General features: G+C 70.8%; 28 protein-coding genes. 8 read left to right on the forward strand and 20 right to left on the reverse strand.

Annotated elements, in window-relative coordinates; translation table 11 throughout:
• Positions 1-25: 25 nt before the first annotated feature.
• Complete coding sequence (locus ABD987_RS12315; protein WP_345390868.1) at positions 26-1,168, forward strand: S8 family serine peptidase; 1,143 nt, start codon at positions 26-28, stop codon at positions 1,166-1,168.
• 1 nt (position 1,169) lies between these two features.
• On the opposite strand, the gene ABD987_RS12320 is transcribed toward ABD987_RS12315, so the two are convergent.
• Positions 1,170-2,276 (reverse strand): hypothetical protein, encoded by a 1,107-nt coding sequence (locus ABD987_RS12320; RefSeq protein ID WP_345390870.1) that lies wholly within the window; start codon positions 2,274-2,276, stop codon positions 1,170-1,172.
• Positions 2,277-2,389: 113 nt separating this feature from the next.
• Between ABD987_RS12320 and ABD987_RS12325 the strand changes: the two genes are divergently transcribed.
• The gene (locus ABD987_RS12325) at positions 2,390-3,502 is read left to right on the forward strand and encodes a sensor histidine kinase (RefSeq protein ID WP_345390873.1); all 1,113 of its coding nucleotides are present in this window, start codon (positions 2,390-2,392) and stop codon (positions 3,500-3,502) included.
• Here ABD987_RS12325 and ABD987_RS12330 read toward each other — a convergent pair whose 3' ends face one another.
• The gene (locus tag ABD987_RS12330; RefSeq protein ID WP_345391607.1) at positions 3,503-4,117 is read right to left on the reverse strand and encodes a helix-turn-helix transcriptional regulator; all 615 of its coding nucleotides are present in this window, start codon (positions 4,115-4,117) and stop codon (positions 3,503-3,505) included. It abuts the gene before it with no gap.
• A gap of 409 nt (positions 4,118-4,526) precedes the next feature.
• The gene (locus ABD987_RS12335) at positions 4,527-5,867 is read right to left on the reverse strand and encodes a DUF3089 domain-containing protein (RefSeq protein WP_345390876.1); all 1,341 of its coding nucleotides are present in this window, start codon (positions 5,865-5,867) and stop codon (positions 4,527-4,529) included.
• 71 nt (positions 5,868-5,938) lie between these two features.
• Here ABD987_RS12335 and ABD987_RS12340 point away from each other — a divergent pair, with 71 nt between their 5' ends.
• The 3 genes from ABD987_RS12340 (at position 5,939) to bcp (ending at position 7,372) form a co-directional block, all read left to right on the forward strand.
• Entirely contained in the window at positions 5,939-6,121 is a 183-nt protein-coding gene (locus tag ABD987_RS12340) for a hypothetical protein (RefSeq protein ID WP_345390879.1), read from the forward strand.
• A gap of 217 nt (positions 6,122-6,338) precedes the next feature.
• Complete coding sequence (locus ABD987_RS12345) at positions 6,339-6,875, forward strand: hypothetical protein (RefSeq protein WP_345390882.1); 537 nt, start codon at positions 6,339-6,341, stop codon at positions 6,873-6,875.
• Positions 6,876-6,898: 23 nt separating this feature from the next.
• On the forward strand, positions 6,899-7,372 hold the full coding sequence (gene bcp / locus ABD987_RS12350) for a thioredoxin-dependent thiol peroxidase (RefSeq protein WP_345390885.1): 474 nt from the start codon (positions 6,899-6,901) through the stop codon (positions 7,370-7,372).
• A 117-nt stretch (positions 7,373-7,489) separates the two neighbouring features.
• Here bcp and ABD987_RS12355 read toward each other — a convergent pair whose 3' ends face one another.
• A complete protein-coding gene (locus tag ABD987_RS12355; RefSeq protein WP_345390888.1) occupies positions 7,490-9,268 on the reverse strand; it encodes a sensor histidine kinase in 1,779 nt (592 codons plus the stop codon).
• Entirely contained in the window at positions 9,258-9,956 is a 699-nt protein-coding gene (locus ABD987_RS12360) for a response regulator transcription factor (protein WP_345390891.1), read from the reverse strand. The genes ABD987_RS12355 and ABD987_RS12360 overlap by 11 nt, the downstream gene beginning before the upstream one ends.
• Before the next feature lie 102 nt (positions 9,957-10,058).
• On the opposite strand from ABD987_RS12360, the gene ABD987_RS12365 reads away from it, so the two are divergent.
• Positions 10,059-13,244 carry an NACHT N-terminal Helical domain 1-containing protein gene (locus tag ABD987_RS12365; RefSeq protein ID WP_345390894.1) on the forward strand — a complete coding sequence of 1,062 codons (3,186 nt, stop codon included), beginning with the start codon at positions 10,059-10,061 and terminating at the stop codon, positions 13,242-13,244.
• On the opposite strand, the gene rdgB is transcribed toward ABD987_RS12365, so the two are convergent.
• From rdgB to ABD987_RS12395, 6 genes are read right to left on the reverse strand one after another with little or no spacing between them, the layout of a single operon-like run.
• On the reverse strand, positions 13,241-13,846 hold the full coding sequence (gene rdgB, locus ABD987_RS12370; RefSeq protein WP_345390897.1) for an RdgB/HAM1 family non-canonical purine NTP pyrophosphatase: 606 nt from the start codon (positions 13,844-13,846) through the stop codon (positions 13,241-13,243). The genes ABD987_RS12365 and rdgB overlap by 4 nt on opposite strands.
• A complete protein-coding gene (rph, locus tag ABD987_RS12375) occupies positions 13,843-14,619 on the reverse strand; it encodes a ribonuclease PH (RefSeq protein ID WP_345390900.1) in 777 nt (258 codons plus the stop codon). Before rph ends, rdgB begins: the two co-directional genes overlap by 4 nt.
• 10 nt (positions 14,620-14,629) lie before the next feature.
• A complete protein-coding gene (locus tag ABD987_RS12380) occupies positions 14,630-15,124 on the reverse strand; it encodes a PaaI family thioesterase (protein ID WP_345390903.1) in 495 nt (164 codons plus the stop codon).
• Positions 15,114-15,881, reverse strand: a complete 768-nt coding sequence (locus tag ABD987_RS12385; protein WP_345390906.1) for an MBL fold metallo-hydrolase — start codon at positions 15,879-15,881, stop codon at positions 15,114-15,116. The genes ABD987_RS12380 and ABD987_RS12385 overlap by 11 nt, the downstream gene beginning before the upstream one ends.
• 29 nt (positions 15,882-15,910) lie before the next feature.
• Positions 15,911-16,717 carry a glutamate racemase gene (gene murI / locus ABD987_RS12390; RefSeq protein ID WP_345390909.1) on the reverse strand — a complete coding sequence of 269 codons (807 nt, stop codon included), beginning with the start codon at positions 16,715-16,717 and terminating at the stop codon, positions 15,911-15,913.
• Positions 16,714-17,376, reverse strand: a complete 663-nt coding sequence (locus ABD987_RS12395; protein WP_345390912.1) for a rhomboid family intramembrane serine protease — start codon at positions 17,374-17,376, stop codon at positions 16,714-16,716. The genes murI and ABD987_RS12395 overlap by 4 nt, the downstream gene beginning before the upstream one ends.
• A 126-nt stretch (positions 17,377-17,502) precedes the next feature.
• Here ABD987_RS12395 and ABD987_RS12400 point away from each other — a divergent pair, with 126 nt between their 5' ends.
• Complete coding sequence (locus ABD987_RS12400; RefSeq protein ID WP_345390915.1) at positions 17,503-18,375, forward strand: arylamine N-acetyltransferase family protein; 873 nt, start codon at positions 17,503-17,505, stop codon at positions 18,373-18,375.
• On the opposite strand, the gene ABD987_RS12405 is transcribed toward ABD987_RS12400, so the two are convergent.
• The 4 genes from ABD987_RS12405 to ABD987_RS12420 form a co-directional block, all read right to left on the reverse strand.
• The gene (locus ABD987_RS12405; protein WP_345390918.1) at positions 18,330-19,049 is read right to left on the reverse strand and encodes an aspartate/glutamate racemase family protein; all 720 of its coding nucleotides are present in this window, start codon (positions 19,047-19,049) and stop codon (positions 18,330-18,332) included. The two genes, ABD987_RS12400 and ABD987_RS12405, sit on opposite strands and share 46 nt — an antisense overlap.
• A 138-nt stretch (positions 19,050-19,187) precedes the next feature.
• Positions 19,188-20,138: a PLP-dependent cysteine synthase family protein gene (locus ABD987_RS12410; protein ID WP_345390921.1), complete on the reverse strand. Its 951-nt coding sequence runs from the start codon at positions 20,136-20,138 to the stop codon at positions 19,188-19,190.
• A 3-nt stretch (positions 20,139-20,141) separates the two neighbouring features.
• Entirely contained in the window at positions 20,142-20,414 is a 273-nt protein-coding gene (locus ABD987_RS12415; RefSeq protein ID WP_345390924.1) for a MoaD/ThiS family protein, read from the reverse strand.
• A 68-nt stretch (positions 20,415-20,482) separates the two neighbouring features.
• Positions 20,483-20,890: a M67 family metallopeptidase gene (locus tag ABD987_RS12420; RefSeq protein ID WP_345390927.1), complete on the reverse strand. Its 408-nt coding sequence runs from the start codon at positions 20,888-20,890 to the stop codon at positions 20,483-20,485.
• A gap of 119 nt (positions 20,891-21,009) precedes the next feature.
• On the opposite strand from ABD987_RS12420, the gene ABD987_RS12425 reads away from it, so the two are divergent.
• Positions 21,010-21,390 carry a hypothetical protein gene (locus tag ABD987_RS12425; protein WP_345390930.1) on the forward strand — a complete coding sequence of 127 codons (381 nt, stop codon included), beginning with the start codon at positions 21,010-21,012 and terminating at the stop codon, positions 21,388-21,390.
• A 3-nt stretch (positions 21,391-21,393) separates the two neighbouring features.
• On the opposite strand, the gene ABD987_RS12430 is transcribed toward ABD987_RS12425, so the two are convergent.
• Genes ABD987_RS12430 through clpS form a run of 5 tightly spaced genes read right to left on the reverse strand, consistent with a single transcriptional unit; the run spans position 21,394 to position 24,032 of the window.
• Positions 21,394-21,900 (reverse strand): DUF2017 family protein, encoded by a 507-nt coding sequence (locus ABD987_RS12430; RefSeq protein ID WP_345390933.1) that lies wholly within the window; start codon positions 21,898-21,900, stop codon positions 21,394-21,396.
• Between the two features lies 1 nt (position 21,901).
• Positions 21,902-22,141 carry an ATP-dependent Clp protease adaptor ClpS gene (locus ABD987_RS12435; protein ID WP_345390936.1) on the reverse strand — a complete coding sequence of 80 codons (240 nt, stop codon included), beginning with the start codon at positions 22,139-22,141 and terminating at the stop codon, positions 21,902-21,904.
• A 39-nt stretch (positions 22,142-22,180) separates the two neighbouring features.
• On the reverse strand, positions 22,181-23,182 hold the full coding sequence (locus ABD987_RS12440; RefSeq protein WP_345390939.1) for a P1 family peptidase: 1,002 nt from the start codon (positions 23,180-23,182) through the stop codon (positions 22,181-22,183).
• Positions 23,179-23,736 (reverse strand): DUF2017 domain-containing protein, encoded by a 558-nt coding sequence (locus ABD987_RS12445; protein WP_345390942.1) that lies wholly within the window; start codon positions 23,734-23,736, stop codon positions 23,179-23,181. Before ABD987_RS12445 ends, ABD987_RS12440 begins: the two co-directional genes overlap by 4 nt.
• Positions 23,733-24,032: an ATP-dependent Clp protease adapter ClpS gene (gene clpS, locus ABD987_RS12450; protein ID WP_345390945.1), complete on the reverse strand. Its 300-nt coding sequence runs from the start codon at positions 24,030-24,032 to the stop codon at positions 23,733-23,735. The genes ABD987_RS12445 and clpS overlap by 4 nt, the downstream gene beginning before the upstream one ends.
• Positions 24,033-24,054: the final 22 nt, after the last annotated feature.

The following is a 24,054-nucleotide window of genomic DNA, read 5'->3' on the forward strand; positions in this document are numbered from 1 at the left end:
GACGCGGACCGCATACCGTTGCGGGGTGCGATCCTCTCTCCGCTGGGCGGCCGTGCTCGGTGTGGTACTCACGCTCGGCGCGGCACCGGCCCAGGCCGCGCCGGAACTGCCGCCGATCACCCCTTCGCTGCAGGAAAACCAGGCCTGCCGTACCGCGTCCACAGTGGACACTGATGAGCTGCCGTGGGCCCAGGCGCGGTTGCGCCCGGAGCGGGCGTGGACCCACACCGACGGCGCGGGCGTCACCGTCGCGGTCCTCGACACCGGCGTGGACGGGTCGTCCCCCGCGCTGACCGGCAAGGTGCTCGGCGCCGGGCAGGACTGTGCCGGGCACGGGACGTTCGTGGCCGGGATACTGGCCGCCGCCCCGCGCCCCGGCGGCGGTTTCGCCGGGATCGCGCCCGGCGCGCGGGTGCTTTCGGTGCCGGTGACCGACCGGACCGGCGGGACCACCGCGCACGCGCTCGCGACCGGGATCCGCACGGCACTCGCGGCGGGCGCGCGGATCCTCCAGGTGTCGGCGGCGGTCACCGCCCCCGCGCCGGAACTCGCCGACGCGGTCGCCGAGGCCGTCACGGCCGGAGCCGTCGTGATCGCCCCGGCCGCCGTCGCCGCCGGGCAGCGGCCGGTGGCCGCGTACCCGGCCGCCTGTCCCGGGGTGGTCTCGGTCGCCGCGATCACCCCGCGAGGCACCCCGATGCGGACGGACCTCCCGGACATCCGAGTCGACCTCGCCGCGCCGGGCGCCGCGATCACCGGCGTCGGCCCCGGCGGCCCCGGCCTGTTCACCGCGAGCGACGACGCCGTCGCGGCGGCCATGGTGTCCGGCGCCGCCGCGCTCGTCCGCGCGTACCGGCCCGCGCTGTCCGGCCCGGAAGTGGTGCGGCGCCTGAAAGAAACCGCTTACCCACCGGCCGGTGGCGTGCCGGACCCGCTGCTCGGCGCCGGGGTCGTCGATCCGGCCGCGGCGGTCGTCGCGGAACTGCTACCGGGACCGGCCGCCCCGGCCGTGGCCCCCGCCGGCGCGCGCATGCCCGCGCCAGCCGACCCGCACCCCGGCAGGCTGGCCGGGATCGTGGCCGCGGTGGCGGGCGCGCTCGTCGCGCTCGTGACGCTCGGCGCCGTCGTCGTCCCCCGTGCGCGGCGGCGCGGCTGGCGGGCCGGGTGACTCACCCCGGAGTGCAGCTGACCTTCAGCTGGGTCGACGCGATGTGCCGGTAGTTCGCCTTGCCGTCACCGCTGTTCCAGTCGACACCGCTGTTGTTGAGCTTGACCGCCAGCTTGCCCGCGTCGATCTTGAACGGGCCGCCGAGGCTCACCCACTGCCCGAGATGGGCGGGCTGGTCGACGTCGGCCACCCCGACAACGTTGTCGGACGACGTGGTCAGCGAGCGGAACACCGAATAATGCGCTTTCACGCCACCGACGTGCTCGATGTTGCCGTCGTTCGGGATGTACACCGAGACCGCGCAGTGCCCGGCGGTGACGACGTCGGAAACGTCGAAGAGCCACCTCGTGTAGGTCTGGGGATCCGGCGCGCCGTTGGCGTTGCCCGCCATCGGCATCGCGTCGAAGGTGCCGGTGCACCCCGCCTCGACCGCGCCGCCCGGATAGCTGTTCCAGCCCGCGCGGCCCTGGGCGTACTCCCCGGCCTTCTGGTACGAAGCGCGGGCCGTGTTGGGGCAGCCGGCTCCCGCGACCACCGGGCCGGGCGCCGGTGGTGCCTCCGGCTTCCCGGTGCCCGGCACCGGCGCGCCCGAGGGCCCGGCGGGCTGCCCGGTCGCCCGCGCCCCGCCGGGCGGCACGCCCGGCGCGTTGGTCAGGCCCGGCGCGGGCTGCCCCGGCACCGTGTTCACCGGGGGATTGACGAGCGCGGGCACGCCGTCCGTCGCGTTGACGGCGGCGTCGCCGTCGGACTTCGGGGCGACCCACAGCTCGGTGATCAGGAACGGGACCGACACCAGCACCACGGCAGCACCGGCGAGCGCGATGAGCGTCGGGGTGGAGGGCAGCCTGCCCCGGCGGCGCGTGACGGGTTCGGCCTGCCCCGCCGCCGCGGCGCCCGCCGTCCCGGAGAGAACCTCGAGGGGCACCTTCTCGTACTCGGGCTCGGGGTCCGGCTCGGCGGGAGCGGGATCGGCGACCAGCCGCAGCCGTGCCCGATCGCCGTCGTCGGACGGCCCGGCTGGTGGGAAGACACGCAGGGTTCGCGCTGGTTCAGCCGCGGCCTCGTCCTGGTCGGACGGTGAACGCTGCCCTTCGGAATCGGACGCCACGGGTCTCACATACCTCCGAGTATCCTATACTTCGGCCGCGCCTGGCAGCAGATTGTACAGCGGCCGGATCGTGCCGTTATTCCCCGTAAGACACACTCACGAGACCTCGGGAAATGCCGCTTCAGCTCGAAATAGCCCTGGTGTCCCTGTGGTGTTCGGTCGCGGTCGCCTTGATCGGTTCCGCTTTCCTGTGGCTGCTGCGGCGATCCTCGCTCGTGGTGATGATGGTCGTACTCATCGTCATTCCGGTGGCGGGCATCGCGGCGAGTGTGGTGGCGCTCGCGTTAATGGATCGGCTCGCCTATCCGGATCTGAAGGAAATCCTGCTCGTCTGCATTCCGTGCACCGCGGTGTCACTGGTGGTCTGCCTGCTGCTCGGCCGCCGGTTCCTGCACGGCAGCCGCGACCTCGCGCGGGCGACGCGGAGCATGGGCGCCGGCGGGCGGTTCGCCGCGCCCGCCGGGGACAGCGCCGCCGAATGGGAGGTGCTGAGCCAGGAACTCGCCGCGATGAGCGCCGCGCTCGCGGCTTCGCGGGCCCACGAACAGCTGCTGGAAACCTCGCGGCGGCAACTCATCGCGTGGGTTTCGCACGATCTCCGCACCCCGCTGGGCAGCCTGCGCGCGATGGCCGAGGCGTTGCAGGACGGTGTCGCACCGGACCAGGACCGCTACCACCGGCAGATCCTGCTCGAAACCCAGCGGCTGGACCAGCTGGTCACCGACCTGTTCGACCTCTCCCGGATCCAGTCGCGGTCGCTCACCCTGTCACTGCGCACGGTGCCGCTGTTCGACCTGATCAGCGACACCGTCTCAGCATGTGAACCGCAGGCGCGCGGCCGCGGCGTTCGCCTGGCGCACGGCGGGATCGCGGCCGTCGAGGTCCGGGTCGACGTCCGGCAGCTGTCCCGGCTGCTGGGAAACCTGCTCGGCAACGCGATCCGGCACACGCGCCCCGGCGGTACCGTCACGGTGGCCGCGGCCGCCGACGGGGACAAAGCGGTCGTCACGGTCTCGGACGCGTGCGGCGGGATCGCGGCCACGGACCTCGACAAGGTCTTCGAACCGGGTTGGCGCGGCAGCGCGGCCCGCACCGGGACCGACACCGGCGGCGGGCTCGGCCTGGCGATCGTGCGCGGGATCGCCGAGGCGCACCACGGCACCGTGGCGGTGCGAAACATCCCCGGCGGCTGCGAATTCGGCGTCACCCTCCCGGCGGCGCGCTGATCAGGCGGCCGCGACGGCCGGTACCGGCTCCTGTCCGACGAGCCCGAATTCCATCGCCTTACGGGTCAGCTCCGCCTTGTTCCGCACTTCGAGCTTCGCCCGGATCCGTTTGACGTAGGTGTCGACCGTGGCACAGGACAGCCCCATCCGGCGCGCGGTCTGGGAATGGGTGTAGCCGTTGGCGATCCAGCACAGCACCTCCCGCTCCCGGGGGGTCAGCCCGGACGCGGGCTGCGGCGCGGGCACCGCGGCTGGAGCCGGGGCCGCGGTCAGTGCCTGGCGCGCGTCCGCCGCCACATACACCGCTCCGCGCGCGACCACCGCGAGCGCCGCGAAGAACTCCTGCTCCTCGCAGTGCGCGCCGACGAATCCCAGCGCACCGGCCCGCAGCAGGTCGGGCACCTGCCCGGCCGCGCCCTCGGGCAGCACCACGAGCACCCGGTAGGACCGGCCGAGCCGCTCGACGCAGTGCCGCAGCGCCGCGGCGGGCAGCGCACCGCCGTAGGCGACGACGGCGACGTCCGCACCGGGGCACGCGGGAGCCCGGCCCAGCAGGGCCGCCATCGCCTCCCGCGCCTCGGGACGGTCGGAAAACACGGTCACCTCGGACGACATGCTCACGAGCAACGCAACTCACTTCCGTACGGCTTATCCGCGACCGGCGCGGAACAGGAGTGTCGAGTTCCCCTTCACGAGGACGTCCCGACGTTATCCGGGGAAAGCGGCGTGGAAGAAGGCTTGGCGACGACCTGTAAAGGTCAGTCAAATCTTGAAAGAATCTGTAATAAAGGCCCGGGCGAATAGGACATTTGCCCGCCGGAACCGTTTGCGACGTCCGCCGGATTGTCTCACGCCGGACTCGTTGATGGCCATCTCATGTCTACCAGGTCACCGTCGGATCACGCCGGGAATTCTTTTTCCCGCATCGGTGAATTCCGGCGCCCGGGTGTGCTGAAGGACGCCATCGGTGCGCTCAGTGCACTGAAGGCGTCCTTCAGCACGGCCAACGCACTGAAAGCGTCCTTCAGTGCTGCCGCAGCCATTCGGCGGACTGGGCGGCGACCAACGCGGTCAGATCACCCAGCGCCAGGTTGAAGTCCTTGACGTGCAGCCCGAGTCCCTGCCCGGTGCCCGGCCCGCCGACCTGCGCGTCGCCGCCGCGGATCTGCAGCCAGCTGGCGTTGCCGCCCTGGTACTCGCGGAACAGGCACTGCCCACGTACCGCGCCCGGGTACCGCGCGTAGCCGGTCGGGTGGTCCGGCACCGTGGTCCCGGCGAGCAGCAGCGCCAGATGACCGCCGGGCAGCAGCGGATTGCCCGCCACGAGCCGCTGGGTCGGCAGGCGCGTGTCGAGGTCCGTGGCCCCGTCGGCGGGCGCGCCGGTCAGCAGTGCCGCCGGGTTCACACAGAGGACGCGGTGCCCCGGTTTGGCGAGCAGGCCGAACACGGAATCCGGCGGGAGCGTCCGGTCTCCGGGCTGTTTGTACGCGGAATAGCCGGCGACGCAGCCGGTGGGCACCGGCCGGTCCGCCGACGCGCGGGCGCAGACCGGCACGTACTGGAAGGCCGCGTCCGGATCGGCGCCACCACCGGCGGGGCGGTCGAGCGGCACCGGCACGTTCCCGCCGAGCAGCAGCGCCGAAACCAGCGACGGCTGCACGTCGCCCCGCCCGTCGATCCGGTCGCGGATCAGGCTCGCCACGTCGGCGGCGCCCTGCGAATGGCCGAGCAGCACGACCCCGCGCCGCCGGTGGGTCACCGGGTCGACGTTGTAGTCACGCCAGTAGGCGTCCCACGCCTGTTCGACGTCACCGAGGCCCAGCGAGTAGTCGGGCGTCGTGTGGGTGACGAGCCCGGCGACGTGCGCGGCCAGCGAGGACTGCCGGTAGGACGGGACGAACATCCGGCACCGGTTCAGCAGCGGGCCGGCCTGCGCGAGGGTGACGGCCAGCTGGTCGTCCCCGCGCGCGGGCGGGAGCGACCCGACCTGTGGCAGCGGGTTCGGCAGCACGTTGATGGTCGGATAGACGAAGAAGCAGTCGACCGGCGGCGCCGACGGCGGCGCGAACGGCTCGACGGCGGTCCGCCCGTCCGGCTCGACGCGGGTGACGTCGAGCGGGACCCGTCCGTGGGACACCGGATAACCCGCGGTGAACTTCCCGCCGGGCTCGGCGACCTGTGGTTCACCGGTCAGGGTTTGGTTGCAGGGATTGGCCGCCAGTCCCGGGCGGCACAACCACACCGGGTGAGCGAGCGGGGTGCCGCCCCGCGCGTTCGCCGGAGTGGCGCCGAGCAGCCCGAGCCCGACGAGGAGCGCGAGGAGGACGGCCACCGGGCGGCGGTGTCGCGCGAAGGTCCGGTGCATGGCGTTCCCTTCCGGTGCGGGATTTCCCGGTCGTACTGTGGCAGAGTGGCCCGGCGAGCGGGAGGTGAGAGGTGAGGTCACGGAATCCGCTGCGCTGGCTGGCCCGCTGGGCGGACTGGTTCGAAGAGCGCGGGGTGTACGTGCCGGGCGAGGAGAACCGCGCGGTCGAACCGGTCCGTGACTTCGGCTGGCTGATGGTCGCCTGGGTCTCCGGCGTCGCCCTCTTCGTCTTCCTTTTCATCGCCGCGGTCTGATCCGGAAAGCGCCTTCAGGGCCCCCGATCGGGCACTGTGAGTTCGGTCACCGGGGGTGCCGCTCCGATCACGGATCGGCCACGGCTGTACACCAGGTCCGCGTCAACCCCCCGCTTCCGCTCGTCCGCGCGCGGCCGGACGGCCACAGTGGAGCGGGTTCGGCTCGCCCCCCTTAGGCCGAACGGCCGAACCACGACGCTGACTGGAGCAACCCGAGATGGCGCCCCCGCGCACCCCCCTGATCCTGATCGCCGCCGGAGTGCTCTGCACGGCGGTGGCCTGCGGGGTTCCCGCGCGGGAGGGAGCCGCGGTCATGGGTGCCGCCGTGACCCCGGCGGACACGCCAGCCGCGCAGGCGGGGAGCGACCTCGTGTTCGGCAGCGGGCACCGGTTCGCGAGCGGGGTGTCGTTCTCGGTGGCGGCGCCGAAGTCGTTCCAGCCGAGCAGCGCCGCCTACCCGCCGAGCCCGCGAGGCGCGGCGTTCGAGATCGAGGTCGTCAACAACGGCGTCGAGACGTACCGGCTCTCCGGGCTCGCGGTGACCGCCACGATCGCGGGCGCCCCGGCGAAGCAGGTCGTCGACGCGACGCAGGGCTTCACCGGCGTCTCCGACGCGGGCAAGGACGTCCTGCCGGGCCGGTCGACCCGGATCACCCTCGCGTTCGCCGTGCCGTCGGAAGCGGTGCGGATGCGCCTGCAACTGCGGCCGAGCGCGACGGACCCGGCCGCGGCCACCTATTGCGGGCCCGCGTAGCTCTTCGGCGTTACTCTTCGGCCATGACCGAGCGACTTTCCCCCGGCGACGAAGCGCCGGACTTCACCCTGCCCGACAGCGAGGGCGGGAACGTCTCGCTGTCCGACTTCCGCGGCCGGTCGGTGGTCGTGTACTTCTACCCGGCGGCGGGCACCCCCGGCTGCACCAAACAGGCCTGCGACTTCCGCGACAACCTCGCGGAGCTGAACGACGCCGGGTACCAGGTGCTGGGCATCTCGCCGGACAAGCCGGAAAAGCTCGCGAAGTTCGTCGCCGCTGAGAAGCTGACGTTCCCGCTGCTTTCGGACCCGGACAAGGCCGTGCTCACCGCGTGGGGCGCGTTCGGGGAGAAGAAGAACTACGGCCGGATCGTGCAGGGCGTGATCCGCTCGACGTTCATCGTGGACGCCGACGGCAAGATCGCGAAGGCGGCCTACAACGTCCGCGCCACCGGCCACGTCGCGAAGCTGATCAAGGACCTCGGCCTCGCCTCCTGACCCCGCGGCCCTCTTGCGCCCCAATGTGGCGTTCGGTGCGTCCAACGCACCGAACGCCACATTCGCTGCGTCCAACGCACCCAATGCCACATTGGGGCGTTCGGAGCCCTGCCGACGTCACGAGTCCGCGGGCGCCGACGGCAGGCGCAGGGTGAACGTCGAACCCTGACCGGGAACGCTGGCGGCGGTCACGGTCCCGCCGTGCGCTTCGGCGAGCTTGCGGACGATGGCGAGTCCGAGACCGCTGCCCCCGGACTGCCGGGCCCGCGACCGGTCCGCCCGCCAGAAGCGGTCGAACACGCGCGCCAGGTCCTCCTCGCCGATCCCGGTCCCGGTGTCGGTGACCTCGAACACGACGTCCTCCCCGTCGCGCGTGCCGCGTACGGTGACCGTGCCACCGGCCGGGGTGTGCCGGACCGCGTTGGACACGAGGTTGTCGAGCGCCTGACGCAGGCGGACCGGATCGGCCGTGAGATCCGGGTCGGCCGGTGGCGACACGGACAGCGTGACCCCCGCGGCCTCGGCTCTCGGCACGTGCGCGGCGGCCACCTGGGTCAGCAGCGCGTTCGCGTCCAGCGGTTCCGGGTGCACGCGGAGCTCGCCCGCGTCGGCCAGCGCGAGGTCCTGAAGGTCGTCGACGATGTGCTGGAGGTGCACGGCCTGATCGTGCAGCAGGGTCAGGAGTTCCTCGTCGGGCTGCGCGACGCCGTCCTGCACGGCCTCGATCCAGCCGCGGATGTTGCTCAGCGGCGTCCGCAGCTCGTGCGCGATGTCGCTGACCATGCCCCGGCGCGTGGCCTCCAGCCGTTCCCGCGCCGCGGACATGTCGTTGAACGCCGTGGCCAGCCGCGCGATCTCGTCGCGGCCCCTGACCTCGACCCGCGCGCCGCTCTCCCCCGCCTCCATCCGCTGCGCGGCGCCGGTGAGCGCGCGCAACGGCCGGATCAGCCGGATCCCGGCCAGCACCGTGACGGCGACCGCGATGACCAGTACCCCGCCCGCGACGGCGGCGAGCCGGACCTTGTTCTCCGACGACAGCGTGAACCCGCTCGGCTGTTCCTCGCCGGGACTCAGGAGATAGAGCGACGCCGCGGGCGCGACGTAGGGCGTCAGCTGTTCGCGACGGCCCGCCGCGACGCAGGAGTCGACGGCCGGGTCCGTCCCGGTGCCGCGGAAGTCCTTGCGTATCCAGGTGAACCCGAGCAGCACCTGGATCTTCGGTTTGCCGATCCGGCCGAGACAGTCGTTGGCCAGTGCGGTCAGTTTGTCCAGCGCCACCTGTTCGGTCCTGGTCGGCGCGTCCATACCGAACGGAACCGGAGCCGGGCCGTACTTCGAGCAGTACGAAAGCAGGTAGGGGTCGGTGGCTTCGACACGTGCGCGGCCGTTCGGCTCGGTGACCACCGAAGCGCTGCTGCCCTTCCGGACACAGTTCAGCGTCCGGTCCGCCGTCTCGGCCAGGTACTTCCGTTCCTCGGCGGTCAGCGCGTACGGGCCGACGGCGTCCGGGTCGATGCGGTCGGCGTTGGTGGACACCCCGAGCCCGGCGTTGACCGACAACGGGTCGACCACCACGGACGGCTGTTTCGGCAACAGCCCCGGCCGGGGCGCTGAGTCGGCGATCGGCGCCCCGGACGAGGTTGTCAGCACGATCCGGCGGCCGGAGCTCTTCGCGAGCTCCGCCACGAGCGGGCCGGCCCCGGTCCAGTTCGGATGCGTGGCCGCGTACTTCAGCAGTTCCTGGTAGATCCGGCCGTCCTCGGCCAGTGCCTGGCCCTGCTCCTGCTGGATCGCCCCGGACGTGGTGCGGGCGGCGAGCCAGGCCGTGGCCGCGATCGAGCAGAGCACGATCAGCGCCGACACCGCGAGCAACCGGACCAGCAGGCTACGCGCCATGCGACGGCCCCGCGGTGAGCTTGTAGCCGACGCCGTAGACGGTGAGCAGCCGGGTCGGTTTCCGGGGCTGTGCCTCGATCTTCTTGCGCAGATTCATCACGTGGACGTCGATCGCCCGGTGGGTGATGTAGCGGTCGTACCCGTGCAGCCGCTCCAGCAGCTGGCCACGGGTGAACACCCGGTCCGGCTGCGCCGCCATGACCTCCAGCAACCGGAACTCTCCCGGCGTGCATTCGATCGGCCGCCCGTCGGCGAAGACCTCGTGCCGTGTCGGGTCGACGGTGAGCCCGCCGACGCGCAGCGCGTCGCTCGCCTGGCGCGTGGCCTTCGCGCGCCGCAGCAGCGTCCGCACCCTGGCCACCAGTTCACGGGGGCTGAACGGTTTGGTCATGTAGTCGTCCGCGCCGAGGTCGAGACCGCGCAGCAGATCGTCCTCCGTGGACCGGGCGGTGAGCATCAGCACCGGGACGTCCGATTCGGCGCGGAGCACGCGGCAGACGCTCAGCCCGTCCATCCCGGGCAGCATCACGTCCAGCACCACGAGGTCGGGGGACTCCCGGCGCACGAGGTCGAGCGCCACACGGCCGTCCGCGGCCACGGTCACCCGGTGGTGCTCCCGTTCGAGGTACCGGCGGACGAGCTCCGCCTGTTTGTCGTCGTCCTCGGCCAGCACGATATGGGCACCCATGCCGCCGAGAATAGGACGCGGGCGGGATACCCGAATGCGGGCTTGCCCCGGGCGGCCGTTCGGCGGAATCATCCGCCCTTCGAGGGCAAGGGGAGGGTACTCGTGGCCGGGCTGGAAACCTCTGCGCTGAAGCTGGGCGGGACCATCGCGTCGCATGCCGCGAAGTCGTGGCTGCAGCGGCGAAAAGACCGTTTCGAGCGGTCGGCGAGCCTCGCTGAGCTGGCCGCACAGGAGCTGAAGGGGCCGCTGGAACAGCGAAAACTCGAGAACCTCGTCCAGACTATCGGGACCCAGGTGGCCGAACAGCTGGAACCGGTGCTCGCCGACCGGTTCGCCGCGTTGCCGGACAACGAGGTCGAAGCCGCCTTCCTCGCCGTCGAAGACGCGCTCAACAAAGCGGATCTTTCGGACGAAGCGCTGCTGTCGGACGACTTCTCCCCGGAAAAGCTCGCCCGCCGCGTCCGCGACCGGCTCCCCGGCCTGGCCGCGCGGCGGCTGCTCGCGCCCGGCGCGGCCGCCTTGTACGAGCTGGCGCTCGACCTGTCCTGCCGCCATCTCGTGCAGGTCATCCGGCACTTGCCCTCGTTCCAGCCCCGGACGCTGATCGAACTGCTCGGCAGGCTAAGCCGTCAGTCCGAGCAGCTCGACGAAGTACTCACCCGGCTCCCGAAGACCGGGCTCGACGCCCCCGCCGACACCGACAGCGATTTCCGCGCGGAGTATCTGGACCTGCTGGCCCGCAAGCTCGACCGGCTGGAACTGCTCGGCCTGCCGATGGACGACCAGCCCGCACTGCCGCTGTCGGTCGCGTACCTGAGCCTGAGTGTCTCGTCCACGAGCGATGGGCCCCGGCTGCGGGACCACGGTCCGGACGAACTGTGGTTCGACAAGCGCCATCGCCGAGACGGTCACGCGACCATGCGCGTGGAGACCGCCATCGGCGGCCAGCTGCGGACGCTGGTGCGCGGCGAGGCCGGTTCGGGCAAGACGACGCTGCTCGACTGGCTCGCCGTCACCGCCGCCCGCGGCGAGTTCACCGGCAAACTGGCCGAGTGGAACGGCTACGTCGCGTTCCCGGTCCGGCTGCGCAGCTTCGCCGCCGAACCCCCGCCCCGGCACGAGGACTTCGTCGCGCACGTCGCGCCGAGTCTTGCCGGGAAGATGCCCCCGGACTGGACGCGCCGGATCCTGAACAGCGGCAAGGCGATGATCCTTGTCGACGGCGTCGACGAGGTCGGCGCGTCGCATCGCCGGGAAATCCGGAACTGGCTCAACGAGCTCACCCTCACCTTCCCGAAGGCACGGTTCGTCGTCACCTCACGCACGGCCGCGGCGGACCGGAACTGGCTGCGCCAGCAGGGTTTCGGCTCGGTGCTGCTGGAACCGATGTCCGCCGACGACATCCAGGCGCTCACCGAGCGCTGGCACCGGGCGGCGGCCACGAGCGGCACCGCCCGCCACGACGCCGATCTGCCCGCCGTCCAGCGTCGCCTGCTCAACCAGCTCGACAGCCATCCCCAGCTGCGCAAACTCGCCGCGAGCCCGCTGTTGTGCGCGATGCTGTGCGCCCTCAACCTCGCGCACCGGTCGGAGCTGCCGCGCGACCGGATGGACCTGTACCGCAAGGCCATGGCGATGCTGATGCACCTGCGGGACACCGAACGCGGCATCGCGGTGTTGTTGACGGAGTCGCAGAAACAGGTGCTCCTCGGCGATCTGGCCTGGCGGCTGACGATGGCGGGCAAGGTCGAACTGCCACGTGAGAAGGTCGCCGAACACGTGGAGCGGCGGCTGCGTTCGGTGCCCCGGGTCGATCACGAACCCGCCGTCGTGCTCGATCACCTGGTGGAACGCAGCGGTGTGCTGCGTGAACCGGTGCGTGGCCGGATCGACTTCGTGCACCGGACTTTTCAGGAGTATCTGGCCGCGAGCGAGGCCACCGAGCACGACTATCTCGACGCGCTGGTCAGCCACGCGCACCTCGATACGTGGTGGGAAACCACGATCATGGCGTGTGGGCACGCCAAGCATCACCAGGTAGGCGAATTGCTTCGTGGAATCCTCGACCGGGCCGATGCCGAGTCTCGCCATGCCCGGCGCCTGCGGCTCCTCGCGGCGGCGTGCCTGGAAACGGTGAGCGACGTCGATCCTGAGGTGCTCGCGCGGGTCGAGGGCGTGATCCGGGAGAAGCTAGTGCCGCCGAGGAATCTTCGCGAGACCCGCTCGCTTTCCACCATCGGCCCACGAATTCTGCGGTATTTACCGTCTACTTTGGACAGTTTGACCGAGAGTGCCGCCGCCGCGACCGTCCGCGCCGCGGCGCTCACCGGCGGCTCCGACGCCTTGGCAACGCTGAAGCGATACGCACCGGATCCCCGGTCAGCCGTGCAGGAGCAACTCGCTTCCGTGTGGCGCTACTTCGATCCCCAGAGGTTCGTGGACGAGGTGCTCGCGAATTCCCCGCTCGACAACGGAGAACTCAGCGTCACCACAAGGCGATTACTACCCTACATCAACCAACTGCCACAGCTTACCGGCCTCCAAGTCGCCATCAGCGACACAAAAGAGCACCCCGATCTCGCATATTTAAACGGTATTTCACACGTGAAATACCTGGACTTGTTCTTCACCTCCGACGCGCTCGTGAACTTGGGCACACTCATAGAACATCGAGAACTCGAGGAACTCAGTCTCTTCTACTCAAAAGGATTCACTAACCTGAGCACCTTGAAAAAGCTACCAAACCTCAAGCAGCTGACACTATTTCCAAGTAGCCCTTTGCGCAAAACTCAATCACTAAAAAACCTACAAGGACTCAACTATCTAGCCCTCGCGCGCGCACGTGAAATAAACTCGATCACTGCTTTGCCGAATCTGAGAACACTTCAACTTGTCGGCTGCGCCAAGGAACTACTCCCCGTCAGCAAGCCACTATCCCAAGTATCAAGACTCGTACTCATGAACAATTCAAGGGAATTCACAACACAAGAAATCGCCGAAGCGTTCCCCGAACTTACGGAATTATCGGTCACTCTCGACGAGCAGGACGACCTGCTAGCACTCGGAAACCTACCTTTAACCTCGGTAGCCCTGAATTTCACCACGAAGAATGACCTTTCGCCGCTCGCCTCGATCCCCACGCTGAAAGAAATCCGCCTCAACGGGTTCAGGACAGAAGTCAACCTCACTCCACTAGCCGACCTCCACGTGAACATCCAAGTGATGTTCGCCGAAAAGGTGATCGGCCTGGACCGGCTCGGCCCCGGTGTTAAGGTCGAAATCCGCTAACCGGCGAGCTTGCGCAGGTCCGGCAACAGCGAGCGCAACGCGCGGCCCCGATGCGAATCCGCGTCCTTCTCCGCCGGGGACAGCTCCGCCGACGTCCGCGTCCCACCCTCCGGCACGAAGATCGGGTCATACCCGAATCCGTTGGCACCACGGCGTTCCCGCACCAGCGAGCCCCGCCATTCGCCGCGCACCACGGTCTCCGTCCCGTCCGGCAGTACGAGCGCGGCCGCGCACACGAACGCCGCGCCCATCCGCTCGTCCGGAGTGTCCGACAGCTGCGCCAGCACCAGATCGAGATTCGCCTCGTCGTCGCCGTGCTTCCCGGACCAGCGCGCGGAGAGCACGCCCGGCATCCCGTTCAGCGCGTCGACGGCGATGCCCGAGTCGTCCGCGATGGTGGGCAGGCCGGTGGCCGCGACGGCGTCACGGGCCTTGGCCACGGCGTTGCCCTCGAAGTCCGGGGCCGTCTCCGGCGCCTCGGGGAACTCCTCGACATCGGCGAGCCCGACGACCTCGACGCCTTCGATCCCCTCGGCTTCCAGGATCCGCCGCAGCTCACCGAGCTTCTTCGCGTTCCGCGAAGCCACCAACAGTTTGGTCACTTCGAGCCTTTCTTCTTGTCCGGCCGCGGTTCCGGCAGCTCACCCGGATACGGGAGCGCCAGCGCCTCCCGCTGCAGCCTGGTCAGCTCCGCGCAGCCCGCCTGCGCCATGTCCAGCATGGTGTCCAAAGTGGACCGTGCGAAGGTGGCGCCCTCGCCGGTGCCCTGCACCTCGATGAGCGTGCCCGCGTCGGTCGCGACGACGTTCATGTCGACCTCGGCCCGCGAGTCCTCCTCGTACGGCAGGTCCAGCCGCACGCGCCCGTCGACGACGCCGACGCTCACCGCGGCGACCGAGGACGACAGCGGCTGCGGGTCGGCCAGCCGGTTCGCCGCGCCGAGCCAGGTGATGGCGTCCGCGAGCGCGACGTAGCCACCGGTCACCGCCGCCGTGCGGGTGCCGCCGTCGGCCTGGATGACGTCGCAGTCGATCACGATCGTGTTCTCCCCGAGCGCGGCGAGGTCGATGCAGGCACGCAGCGACCGGCCGATCAGCCGGGAGATCTCGTGCGTGCGCCCGCCGACGCGGCCCTTGATGGACTCCCGGTCACCGCGGGTGTTCGTCGCCGAGGGCAGCATCGCGTACTCCGCGGTCACCCAGCCCAGCCCGGACCCGGCACGCCAGCGCGGCACACCCTCGGTGACGCTCGCCGCGCACAGCACGCGCGTGTCGCCGAACTCGATCAGCACCGACCCCGCGGGCCACCGCTGGAAACCCCGGGTGATCTTGACGTCGCGCAGCTGGTCGTCGTTCCTGCCATCTTTTCTCGCCACGCCTTGCACTCTAGGGCGTCGCCCCCGGCCCGCCGACGCCGGAGTGCGACGAACCCCGCGCGGACTGGAAGGACACCGTGCCCTGCGCGGCGGCGACCGCGCGGCCCGCGTTCTCGACGTCGATCCGCACGACCGCGACCGAGCGCCGCCTGGCCAGGATGGTCGCCGTCGCCCGCACGACGCCCTCCCTGACCGGCGCGAGGAAGTTCATCTTGAACTCGAGGGTCGCCGGCCAGGTCCCCGGCTCGACGTGCGGCAGCAGCACCGAACCGAGGCTGTGGTCGATCAGCGCCGCCACCACACCGCCGTGCTGTATCCCGAAGTGCGAGCGGAACTCCGGCCGTACGGTCAGCTCGAAACAGCCGTGCCGGTCACCCAGCTCGGTGGTGGTGATGCCGAGCGCGCCGGGGAACTCCCCGAACACCGCCGGATCCGTGCGCAGCAGCTGGTCCCGTCCGGCGGGATTGACGAATCCCCCGTCCTCGGCGACCACCTCAGAGGTCATACACCGCGCCCTGCTCGACGAGTTCGGCGTTCGGGAAGATCGCCTTCGCCTCGGCCAGCACGGCGTCGCGGTCGGTCCACGGCGCGACGTGCGTGAGCAGCAGGCGGCCGGCGCCGGCGGCGCGCGCCAGCTCACCCGCCTGCCTGCCCGACAGGTGCACCCCGGCAGGCCGGTCCTCGGCGTCGGTCCAGGACGCCTCCGACAGCAGCACGTCGGCGCCGTCGGCCAGCTCGCCGAGCGCGGCGCACGGGCCGGTGTCCCCGGTGTAGGCCAGGATCCGGCCGCCATAGGAGACGCGCAGGCCGAAGGCGGGCGTCGGGTGATCGACCGGGACGGCGGTGACCTCGAACGGGCCGATCGTCGTCCGCTCGTCCCGCAGCCGGTGGAACGCGAAGACGTCGGAAAGGTCGGTCTCGGCGCGCTCGGCCTCGTTCGGCGCGTAGGCGTTCGCGAGCCGCCACGGCGCGTCCGCCGGGGCGTGCACCGGCAGCAGCCGCGGCCGGGCCGGGTAGGGCGGCGCCGGGTGATACCGGCGCAACACCGTCAGCGCGCTGACGTCGGCGCAGTGGTCCGGATGCAGATGGCTGAGCACCAGCGCGTCGAGGTCGAACGGATCGGCCACGGTCTGCAGCTGCGCCAGCGTCCCGTTGCCCAGTTCGAGGGCGAGCAGGAACCCCTCCGCCTCCAGCAGGTACCCGGACGCGGCGGTGTTCGGCCCGGGGATGCTGCCCGAGCAACCGAGGATCGTCAGTCGCACCACGCCACCCTAAGCGTCAGGAACCTTTTCTACCCGCCAGTAGGAGCAAGCACACCCGGCGCGAACCCCATAAAACGCTGGGCGAGCCGCGCGAACGGCTCCGCCGACCCGGTCGCGACGAACTCGTGCCGCGGCGGGGTGTCCCGCTCGGCCAGCAGCTCGCGCTCGGTCAGCACGCGGACCAGGTCCCGCGCGGTCTCCTCCGCGCTCGACACCAGCGTCACCTCGGGCCCCATCACGATCTGCAACACCCCGGCGAGCAGCGGGTAGTGCGTGCAGCCGAGCACGAGCGTGTCGACATCGGCGTCGATCAGCGGCTCCAGATACCCCTGGGTCAGGCCGAGCACCTGCCTGCCGGTGGTGATGCCCCGCTCTACGAAGTCCACGAACCGCGGGCAGGCGACGCTGGTGAGCCGGATGTCCGGCGCCGCGGCGAACGCGTCGTCGTAGGCACGCGACCGGACGGTGCCCTCGGTGCCGATCACGCCGACCCGCCCGCTGTGGGTCACGCTGGCCGCCCGTCGCGCGGCGGGCAGGACGACCTCCAGCACCGGGATGTCGTAGCGCTCCCTGGCGTCGCGCAGGCAGGCCGCCGACGCCGTGTTGCACGCGATGACCAGTGCCTTCACCCCACCCTCGACCAGCTCGTCGAGCCGTTCGAGCGCATACTCGCGCGCGGTGGCGATGGGCAGCGGGCCGTACGGGTTGCGGGCGGTGTCACCGACGTACCGCAGCTGTTCGGCGGGAAGCTGTTCGAGGATCGCCCTGGCGACGGTGAGCCCGCCGACACCCGAATCGAAGACACCGATCGGGGCGTCGAGGAGCGGTTGACTCACACCGCGAGGTTACCCGTGCCGCCCGCGGTGGCCTTCTTCGCCTTGTCCGCACGCGCCACCAGCCACGCCGCGAACACCCCGGACAGCGCGCCGAACAGGTGCCCCTGCCAGGAGATCCCCGGGTTGCCCGGCAGCAGGCCCCACAGCATCCCGCTCCACACGCCGAGCAGGACCACGGCCACCAGGATCTGCCCGAACGCCCGGTTGAAGATGCCCCGGACCAGCAGGAACGCCAGCCAGCCGAAGGCGAGGCCCGACGCCCCGACGGTCACCGCGTTGGACGGGCCGACCAGCCAGACCCCGAGCCCGGACAGCACCCAGATGATCGCCGTGACCATCGCCCAGCGGCCGATCCCGGCCGCCATCGCGAGGAAGCCGAACACCAGGACCGGGACGGTGTTGGAGAACAGGTGCGACCAGCCTGCGTGCAGCAGCGGCGCCCACAGGACGCCGTCGAGCCCGGACAGCTCGCGGGAGTGGATGCCGGCCTGGTCGAGCCGCATCGGGAGGATCGCGTCCACCAGCTCGACGAGGTAGAGCAGCGCGGTGAAGGACAACGCCACGATCGCGGCCGCCTTCGGATTCGGCGGCAGGACACGTTTGGCCGGATCGGTGACCGGTGTACCGGACGGAACCGACGGCTCAGGCAAAGTGCTCACACCGACCAGGCTACGTCGGCACACGCCGCCCCACCTCGGGTGAAATCCCTGATCCGCCGTCAAGGAAAACCCGGACTCCGGAAAACCCTGCCGAGATTGTCGGTACCCGCCGCTAGCCTGCGCGACATGGGGAACTTCGACGTCACCGCCTACCTTTCCCGGCTCGGCGTGCCCGCCGGGCCGCCGAGCGTGGACGCGCTGCGCGCACTGCACGCCGCGCACATCGAACGCGTGCCCTACGAAGCGCTGGAGATCGCGCTCGGCCGGGTCACCCCGCTGGCCCCCGAGGCATCGCTGGCGCGGATCCTGCGTGGCCGTGGCGGCTACTGCTATCACCTCAACGGCGCCTTTTCCGAGCTGTTGCGCGCACTCGGCTACCAGGCCACCCGGCATCTGAGCGGTGTACAGGGCGAGGCGGCGGACCTGCCGAACCTCAACCGCAGTCACCTGGGACTCACCGTCACCGGCCTGCCGGACGATCCGGAAACGACGTGGTTCGTCGATGTCGGGCTCGGGGACGGACTGCTGTACCCCGTCCCCCTGCGTTTCGGCGAGTTCTCGCAGGGGTCGTACACCTACCGGCTGCGTGCCTCCGACGTCGTCCCCGGCGGCTGGCGGTTCGACCACGACCCGGCGGGCAGTTTCGTCGGCATGGACTTCGCGTCCGGCGCGGCGGAGCTGCCTGACTTCGCGGAGCGGCACCGCTACCTGTCCACGTCGCCGGAGTCCGGGTTCGTCCGGGTGTGCGTGGTGCAGAGCCTGGACTCGCGTGGTGTCGACACGCTACGGGCGCTCACCCTCAGCCGCAGCGGTGACGTCGAGAAGAAAGAGGTCCTGGAGTCACCCTCGGAGTGGTGGACGGCGCTCGCCGACGTGTTCGGCATCCCGGGCGCCGCGTTCACCGACGAGGAGCGGGAACGCCTGTGGCACCTGGTACTCGGCCAGCACGAGGCTCATCTGGCGGGCGCGGCGGAAAGCGAGGTGGTGCCCAGCGCGTAGTCCGCCGCGGTCTCGGCGTGCAGCCGGGTGGTGGGGAAGGTCGGCACCGGGCTGTCCGCCGGGCCGACCAGCAGCTCGATCTCGGTGCAGCCGTAGATCACGCCCTCGGCGCCCGCGCCGGCCAGCCGCCGGATGACCGCGCGATAGGCGTCGCGGGATTCCTCGGTCACCACGCCCAGCACCAGCTCGTCGTAGATGACCCGGTGCACGAGCGCGGCGTCCTCGGGTCCTGGCACCAGGACATCGAGACCGTGCGCGGCGAGCCGCTCGCGGTAGAACGGCTGGGACATGGTGAACCCGGTGCCGAGCAGGCCGACCCGCTTCAGCCCGGCACCGAGGATCGCCCGCGCCGTCGTGTCGGCGAGGTGCAGCAGCGGGATGCCGAGCCCCTCGGTGAGCCGGTCCGCGACCTTGTGCATCGTGTTGGTGCACAACACGACGAAGTCCGCGCCCGCGGCCTCCAGCGCCTTCGCCGCGCGGCCGAGCTCCGCGCCCGCGTCGTCCCAGCGTCCCTCGGCCTGCATCGCCTCGATCTCGGCGAAGTCGACCGAGTACAACACCGTGCGCGCGGAATGGAAGCCGCCCCGGACAGCCTTGACCCGCTCGTTGACGAGCCGGTAGTACTCCGCCGACGACTCCCAGCTCATCCCGCCCAGCAGCCCGATGGTCTTCACCCCACCAGTCTGCCCGGTCGCCTCTCGCCGCGGCCCAAGCGCCCCAATGTGGCATTGGGTGCGTTGGACGCACCGAACGCCACATTGGGGCGCATGAGAGCGAGACGTGCCGCAGGCGACCGTGGGGCCCGCCGGGGCTCAGGCCCAGAGCTGGCCGTCGAGGCGTTCGGCGGCCTCGTCGAGGGAACCGGAGTAGGCGCCGGTCGAAAGGTACTTCCACCCGGCGTCGGCGACGACGAACGCGACGTCGGCCCGCTCACCCCGCGCGGCTGCCTTCTCCGCGACGGCGAGCGCCGCGTGCAGCACCGCGCCGGTGGAGATCCCGGCGAAGATGCCCTCGTGCTCCAGCAGTTCGCGGGTGCGCCGCAGGGCGTCGTACGCGCCGACCGAATACCGTCCATTGAGGACGGACGGATCGTACAGCTCGGGCACGAACCCCTCGTCGAGGTTGCGCAGCCCATACACCAGCTCGCCGTAGCGCGGCTCGGCGGCGATCACCTGCACGTCCGGCTTCGCCTCGTGCAGATACCGCCCGACGCCGACGAGGGTTCCCGTGGTGCCGAGACCGCCGACGAAATGGGTCAGCGTCGGCAGGTCCTTCAGCAGCTCGGGGCCGGTGCCGCGGTAGTGCGCGTCGGCGTTGGCCGGGTTGCCGTACTGGTAGAGCATCACCCAGTCCGGATTGGCCTCGGACAGTTCCTTCGCACGGCGCACGGCCTCGTTGGACCCGCCCGCCGCCGGTGAGAACACGATCCGCGCGCCGTAGGCCTGCAGCAGCTGCTTCCGCTCGGCCGAGGTGTTCTCCGGCATCACGCACACCAGGCCGTAGCCCTTGAGCTTCGCGGCCATCGCCAGCGAGATCCCGGTGTTGCCCGAGGTGGGCTCGAGGATCGTCGACCCGCGCCGGAGGACGCCCTCGCGCTCGGCGGCCTCGATCATCGCCAGCGCGGGCCGGTCCTTGATCGAACCGGTCGGGTTGCGGTCCTCCAGCTTCGCCCACAACCGCACGTCGTGGGTCGGGGAGAGCCGCGGCAGGCCGACCAGCGGGGTTCCGCCGAGCGCGTCGAGCAGGGACTCGAACCGAGCCATGGCTCAGCCGCCCGCCACGGCGGGCAGGATGGTCACGGTGTCGCCGTCCTTGACCTCGGCGTCGAGCCCACCGGCGAAACGGACGTCCTCGTCGTTGACGTAGACGTTGATGAAGCGGTGCAGCTTCTCCTCCTTGACCAGGCGCGCCTTGATCCCGGCGTGCCGCGACTCGACGTCGTCGATGATCTCGAGGACGGTCTTGCCCGCCGCCTCGACGGACTTCTCGCCGCCGGTGTGGGTGCGCAGGATGGTCGGGATGGACACGGTCACGGCCATGGGTTCTTACCTCCGGTGGGTTCTCTGACGCAGACGTTCGGGGTGGCCCGCTTATTCCGGCCCGGGATTCAGTCGACGATCTCGACCGGCTCCTCGGTGATTTCGGCGTCCACGATGCGGTACGAGCGGAACTCGTGGGTATCGGGGTCCCTCGTGGACACGAGCACGTAGTGCGCGTCCGGCTCGGCGGCGATGGACGCGTCGGTCCGCGACGGGTACGCCTCGGTCGCGGTGTGCGAGTGGTAGATCACCACCGGCACCTCGTCGTTCGCGTCCATCTCGCGGTAGAGCTTCAGCAGGTCGGCGGAGTCGAACTCGTAGAACGTCGGCGAGCGCGCCGCGTTGAGCATCGGGATGAACCGCTCGGCGCGGTCCGAGCCGACGGGACCGGCGATCACCCCGCACGCCTCGTCGGGGTGATCACGACGGGCGTGGGCGACGATCTCGTCGACGAGTTCACGGCGGATCCGGAGCACGACCACATCTTACGTGCTGGACACAGCGCGTCCAGATGATGAGACGCACGACTCCCGCCCTGGTCAGGGGCTCCCCCGGAGGCGCCCCGGCGCGGCGCCGGATACGGGACACTGGCCGCATGCCACTGCCGTCGAAGATACGTGACCGCTGCCGGAGGTACCTCGGCACCGACGAGCGGATCCAGTACCTGATCCCCGGGACGTCGATCTCCGTCGACAACATGGCCATGCAGGTCGGCTTCCTCGTGATGGTGACCGACCGGCACGTGACGATCCTCGCCTGCAGCCGGTGGTGGGTGAACCGGCCGAAGCAGATCTGGGTACGCCTGCCCCGGTCCACCGAACTCGGGCCGCTGGAGATCCACCCGTCGCTCGGCCCGGTGCTCTCGGTCGGCGGGATCGACCTGGAGATCGACGAGGAGTACGTCCCTGCCGTCCGCGCGGCGAACCGGGAGATCACCACCGACGCCCTGCCCGAGGACCCCTTCCCCGGCGGATAGGCCTCAGACGTCGAGTACCACCGGCATCCCCGGAGGCGCGAGCGTGGCCGCGGCGACACAGGCCTGCAACGTCCTCAGCCACGCCACCTTGACATCGTTGTCCCGCTTCGACGTGCCGACCGACGCCCGCCAGCGAGGTTTCCGCAGGTAGGACGTCTGCGCGTGGGCGAGCACCACCATCCAGTCCCGCACGGCCGCACTGTCCAGCGTGAGCCACGGCTGTTCCGGCCAGGCCTCCAGCACCCGCTCCAGCGCGGCCCCGAGTTCCTCACGCATCCGCGTCCCGTGCCGTTCCCGGAACGCGGCGTTCTCGGCGGCGCTGTCGTAGGCGTCCGGGAACAATCGCTTGTCCGGCAGGCGAAGCCGCCGGGGCGGTGGGTCTTGGCGCGCCTCAGCCAGTACCGAATCCAGCTCGGCCAGGATGTGCCACACGGCGTCCGCCGCGTTCTCGGACATCGCGAGCTGCACCGTGCCACCGCCGACGCCGGTGACGCGGATGTAGTCCTCCACCTCACGCCTCCCGCAGGGTCGCGTGCAGCCCGAACACCTGAAGATCCGCGACCAGCCGCTCGGCCTCCGGCCCCGGACGCGGCGTCAGCTCCACCGATTCGCTGTGGTGAAGGTCGGCGGCCAGCTCGTACCCCTGGTCCTGGGGCAGTCCCAGCAGCCGATGCGCGATCAGCGCGACACCGGCGTAGGTGTTGACCTCGTCGTTGTGAATCTCGACGATCCACTTTCCCCCAGCGCTCACGCGAAGGAGATCCGCGACACCGCGAGGCGCGTTACACGGTCAGCCCTGCGGCCAAGCCTCCGGCCAGACGTCTCGATAGGCCGGGACCCCGCCCGCGGTGGTCGCCGCCAGCAGCCCGTGCACCATCGCCCGCGCGAACACCCGTGCCGCCGCCGAACTCAGCTCGTTCCAGGCCTGTACGCGCGCTATCCCCTCCGCCGGCAACGCACGTTCGCCGGTCGCCAGCACGAACACGGTGTCCCCGTCGAACATCGTGTGCGCCGGGCGCACCGCCCGCGCCAGCCCGTCCTGCGCGGCCACGGCGAGCCGGCGGGCCTCCGCCTTCGACAACGCCGCGTCGGTCGCGACCACGCCGACCGTGGTGTTCAGATCCGTCGGCCGCGACGTGACCTCGCCGGGCCGGTCCGGCCAGCGCACCCCGAACTCGCCGCCGACCTCGTGATCGGCCGCGAACGCGCGACCGGTGGCCAGATCGACCGCCTCACCGGCCGCGTTGACCGCGGCCAGCGCGCCGACGGTGTAGCCGTCCACCCGCTCGCTCGCCGTGCCGACGCCGCCCTTGAGCGAGCCGACGGCGGCACCGGCGCCCACCCCGACACTGCCCTGCGCCACCGGCCCGGTCGCGGCCGCTTCGCAGGCGGCGTAACCGAAAGCGGCGTCCGGACGCTTGCCCCATTCGCTGCGCGGCAGGTCGAACACGACGGCACCCGGCACGATCGGCACCACCTCGTACGGCTCCCGGCCGACCGGGGTGCCCAGGTTCCGCTCGCCGAGCCAGCGCATGACGCCGTCGGCCGCGGCGAGCCCGTACGCGCTGCCACCGGACAGGCACACCGCGTTGACCTGGCTGACCAGGTTCTCCGGCCGGAGCAGGTCGGTCTCGCGGGTGCCCGGCGCGCCGCCCCGCTGATCGACCGCGCCGGTCGCGCCGCCGGGCACGAGCACCACGGTGGTACCGGTCGCCCAGCCCCCGCCGATCCGCTCGTGGTGCCCGACCAGCACGCCGGGGACGTCGGTGATCGCGTTCAGGGGCACGGTCAACCGGTCACCGCCTGGATCAGCGTCTCCTGCACCCAGGTCAGCCAGTGGTAGACGCCCAGGTGCGCCGAGCGCGGATCCTCCTCCGGCAGCTCGTCCGGCATGTCCTCGGTGACGTCGAGCGCGGTGCCCAGCGCCAGCCGGACGTCGTTGAGCGCGCTCAGCCACGCGTCGGCCTGTTCGAAGGTCAGCCGCACGTTCCCGCCATCGCGCGGCAGCGTGTCGAGCACGACCCCGGCGACCCCGACCTTCAGGTCCAGCAGCTCCGGCTCGTGCAGCGACCGCATCGCGGCGGCGGAGTCGAGCTCCTCGCGCGTCGGGTTGTCCGGGTCGAGCCGGTGGAAGTCCGGCAGCAGCCGGGAAAGCACCGGGTCGTCCGGGGACTCGGTCGGGCCGGTGCGGATGCCGGTGAGCTCGGCCAGCTCGTCCTGCGGCGCCTCCTCGGCCCGCGCGCGCAGCATGTCCTCCAGCTGGCTGACCAGCCCGCGCAGCACCGCGGCTTCCTGCTGTTCGAAGCCGGCGACGATCGTCGCGCCCTTGCGGCGCCAACCGTTCACGAGGGCTGTTCCATGGTCGCCCACAGCCCCGCCGCGTGCAGTTTCGCCACGTCGGTCTCCACCTTCTCCTTGGAGCCCGACGACACGATCGCCTTGCCCTTGTGGTGCACGTCCAGCATCAGCTTGGTCGCATGGTCTCTGCTGTACCCGAACAGCTTCTGGAAGACATAGGTCACGTACGACATCAGGTTCACCGGATCGTTCCACACGATCGTCCGCCACGGTTTGTCCGTAGCGGCGTGCTCCACCCCGGCGGGTTCGACCTGCGTCTGTTCGGAGGCGACTGGCGTCGACATGCACACCATGGTGTCACGGGGC

Source organism: Amycolatopsis samaneae, assembly GCF_039541975.1.
Classification (GTDB): Bacteria; Actinomycetota; Actinomycetes; order Mycobacteriales; family Pseudonocardiaceae; genus Amycolatopsis; species Amycolatopsis samaneae.

Bases quoted from the DNA above. Each gene is read 5' to 3' on its own strand.
- clpS (WP_345390945.1), bottom strand. From the start codon at position 24,032: ATGTCGACGCCAGTCGCCTCCGAACAGACGCAGGTCGAACCCGCCGGG.
- ABD987_RS12355 (WP_345390888.1), bottom strand. From the start codon at position 9,268: ATGGCGCGTAGCCTGCTGGTCCGGTTGCTCGCGGTGTCGGCGCTGATC.
- ABD987_RS12415 (WP_345390924.1), bottom strand. From the start codon at position 20,414: ATGGCCGTGACCGTGTCCATCCCGACCATCCTGCGCACCCACACCGGC.
- ABD987_RS12410 (WP_345390921.1), bottom strand. From the start codon at position 20,138: ATGGCTCGGTTCGAGTCCCTGCTCGACGCGCTCGGCGGAACCCCGCTG.
- ABD987_RS12380 (WP_345390903.1), bottom strand. From the start codon at position 15,124: ATGACCTCTGAGGTGGTCGCCGAGGACGGGGGATTCGTCAATCCCGCC.
- ABD987_RS12335 (WP_345390876.1), bottom strand. From the start codon at position 5,867: ATGCACCGGACCTTCGCGCGACACCGCCGCCCGGTGGCCGTCCTCCTC.
- bcp (WP_345390885.1), top strand. From the start codon at position 6,899: ATGACCGAGCGACTTTCCCCCGGCGACGAAGCGCCGGACTTCACCCTG.
- ABD987_RS12425 (WP_345390930.1), top strand. From the start codon at position 21,010: ATGCCACTGCCGTCGAAGATACGTGACCGCTGCCGGAGGTACCTCGGC.
- ABD987_RS12330 (WP_345391607.1), bottom strand. From the start codon at position 4,117: ATGTCGTCCGAGGTGACCGTGTTTTCCGACCGTCCCGAGGCGCGGGAG.
- ABD987_RS12400 (WP_345390915.1), top strand. From the start codon at position 17,503: ATGGGGAACTTCGACGTCACCGCCTACCTTTCCCGGCTCGGCGTGCCC.
- ABD987_RS12325 (WP_345390873.1), top strand. From the start codon at position 2,390: ATGCCGCTTCAGCTCGAAATAGCCCTGGTGTCCCTGTGGTGTTCGGTC.
- ABD987_RS12345 (WP_345390882.1), top strand. From the start codon at position 6,339: ATGGCGCCCCCGCGCACCCCCCTGATCCTGATCGCCGCCGGAGTGCTC.
- ABD987_RS12360 (WP_345390891.1), bottom strand. From the start codon at position 9,956: ATGGGTGCCCATATCGTGCTGGCCGAGGACGACGACAAACAGGCGGAG.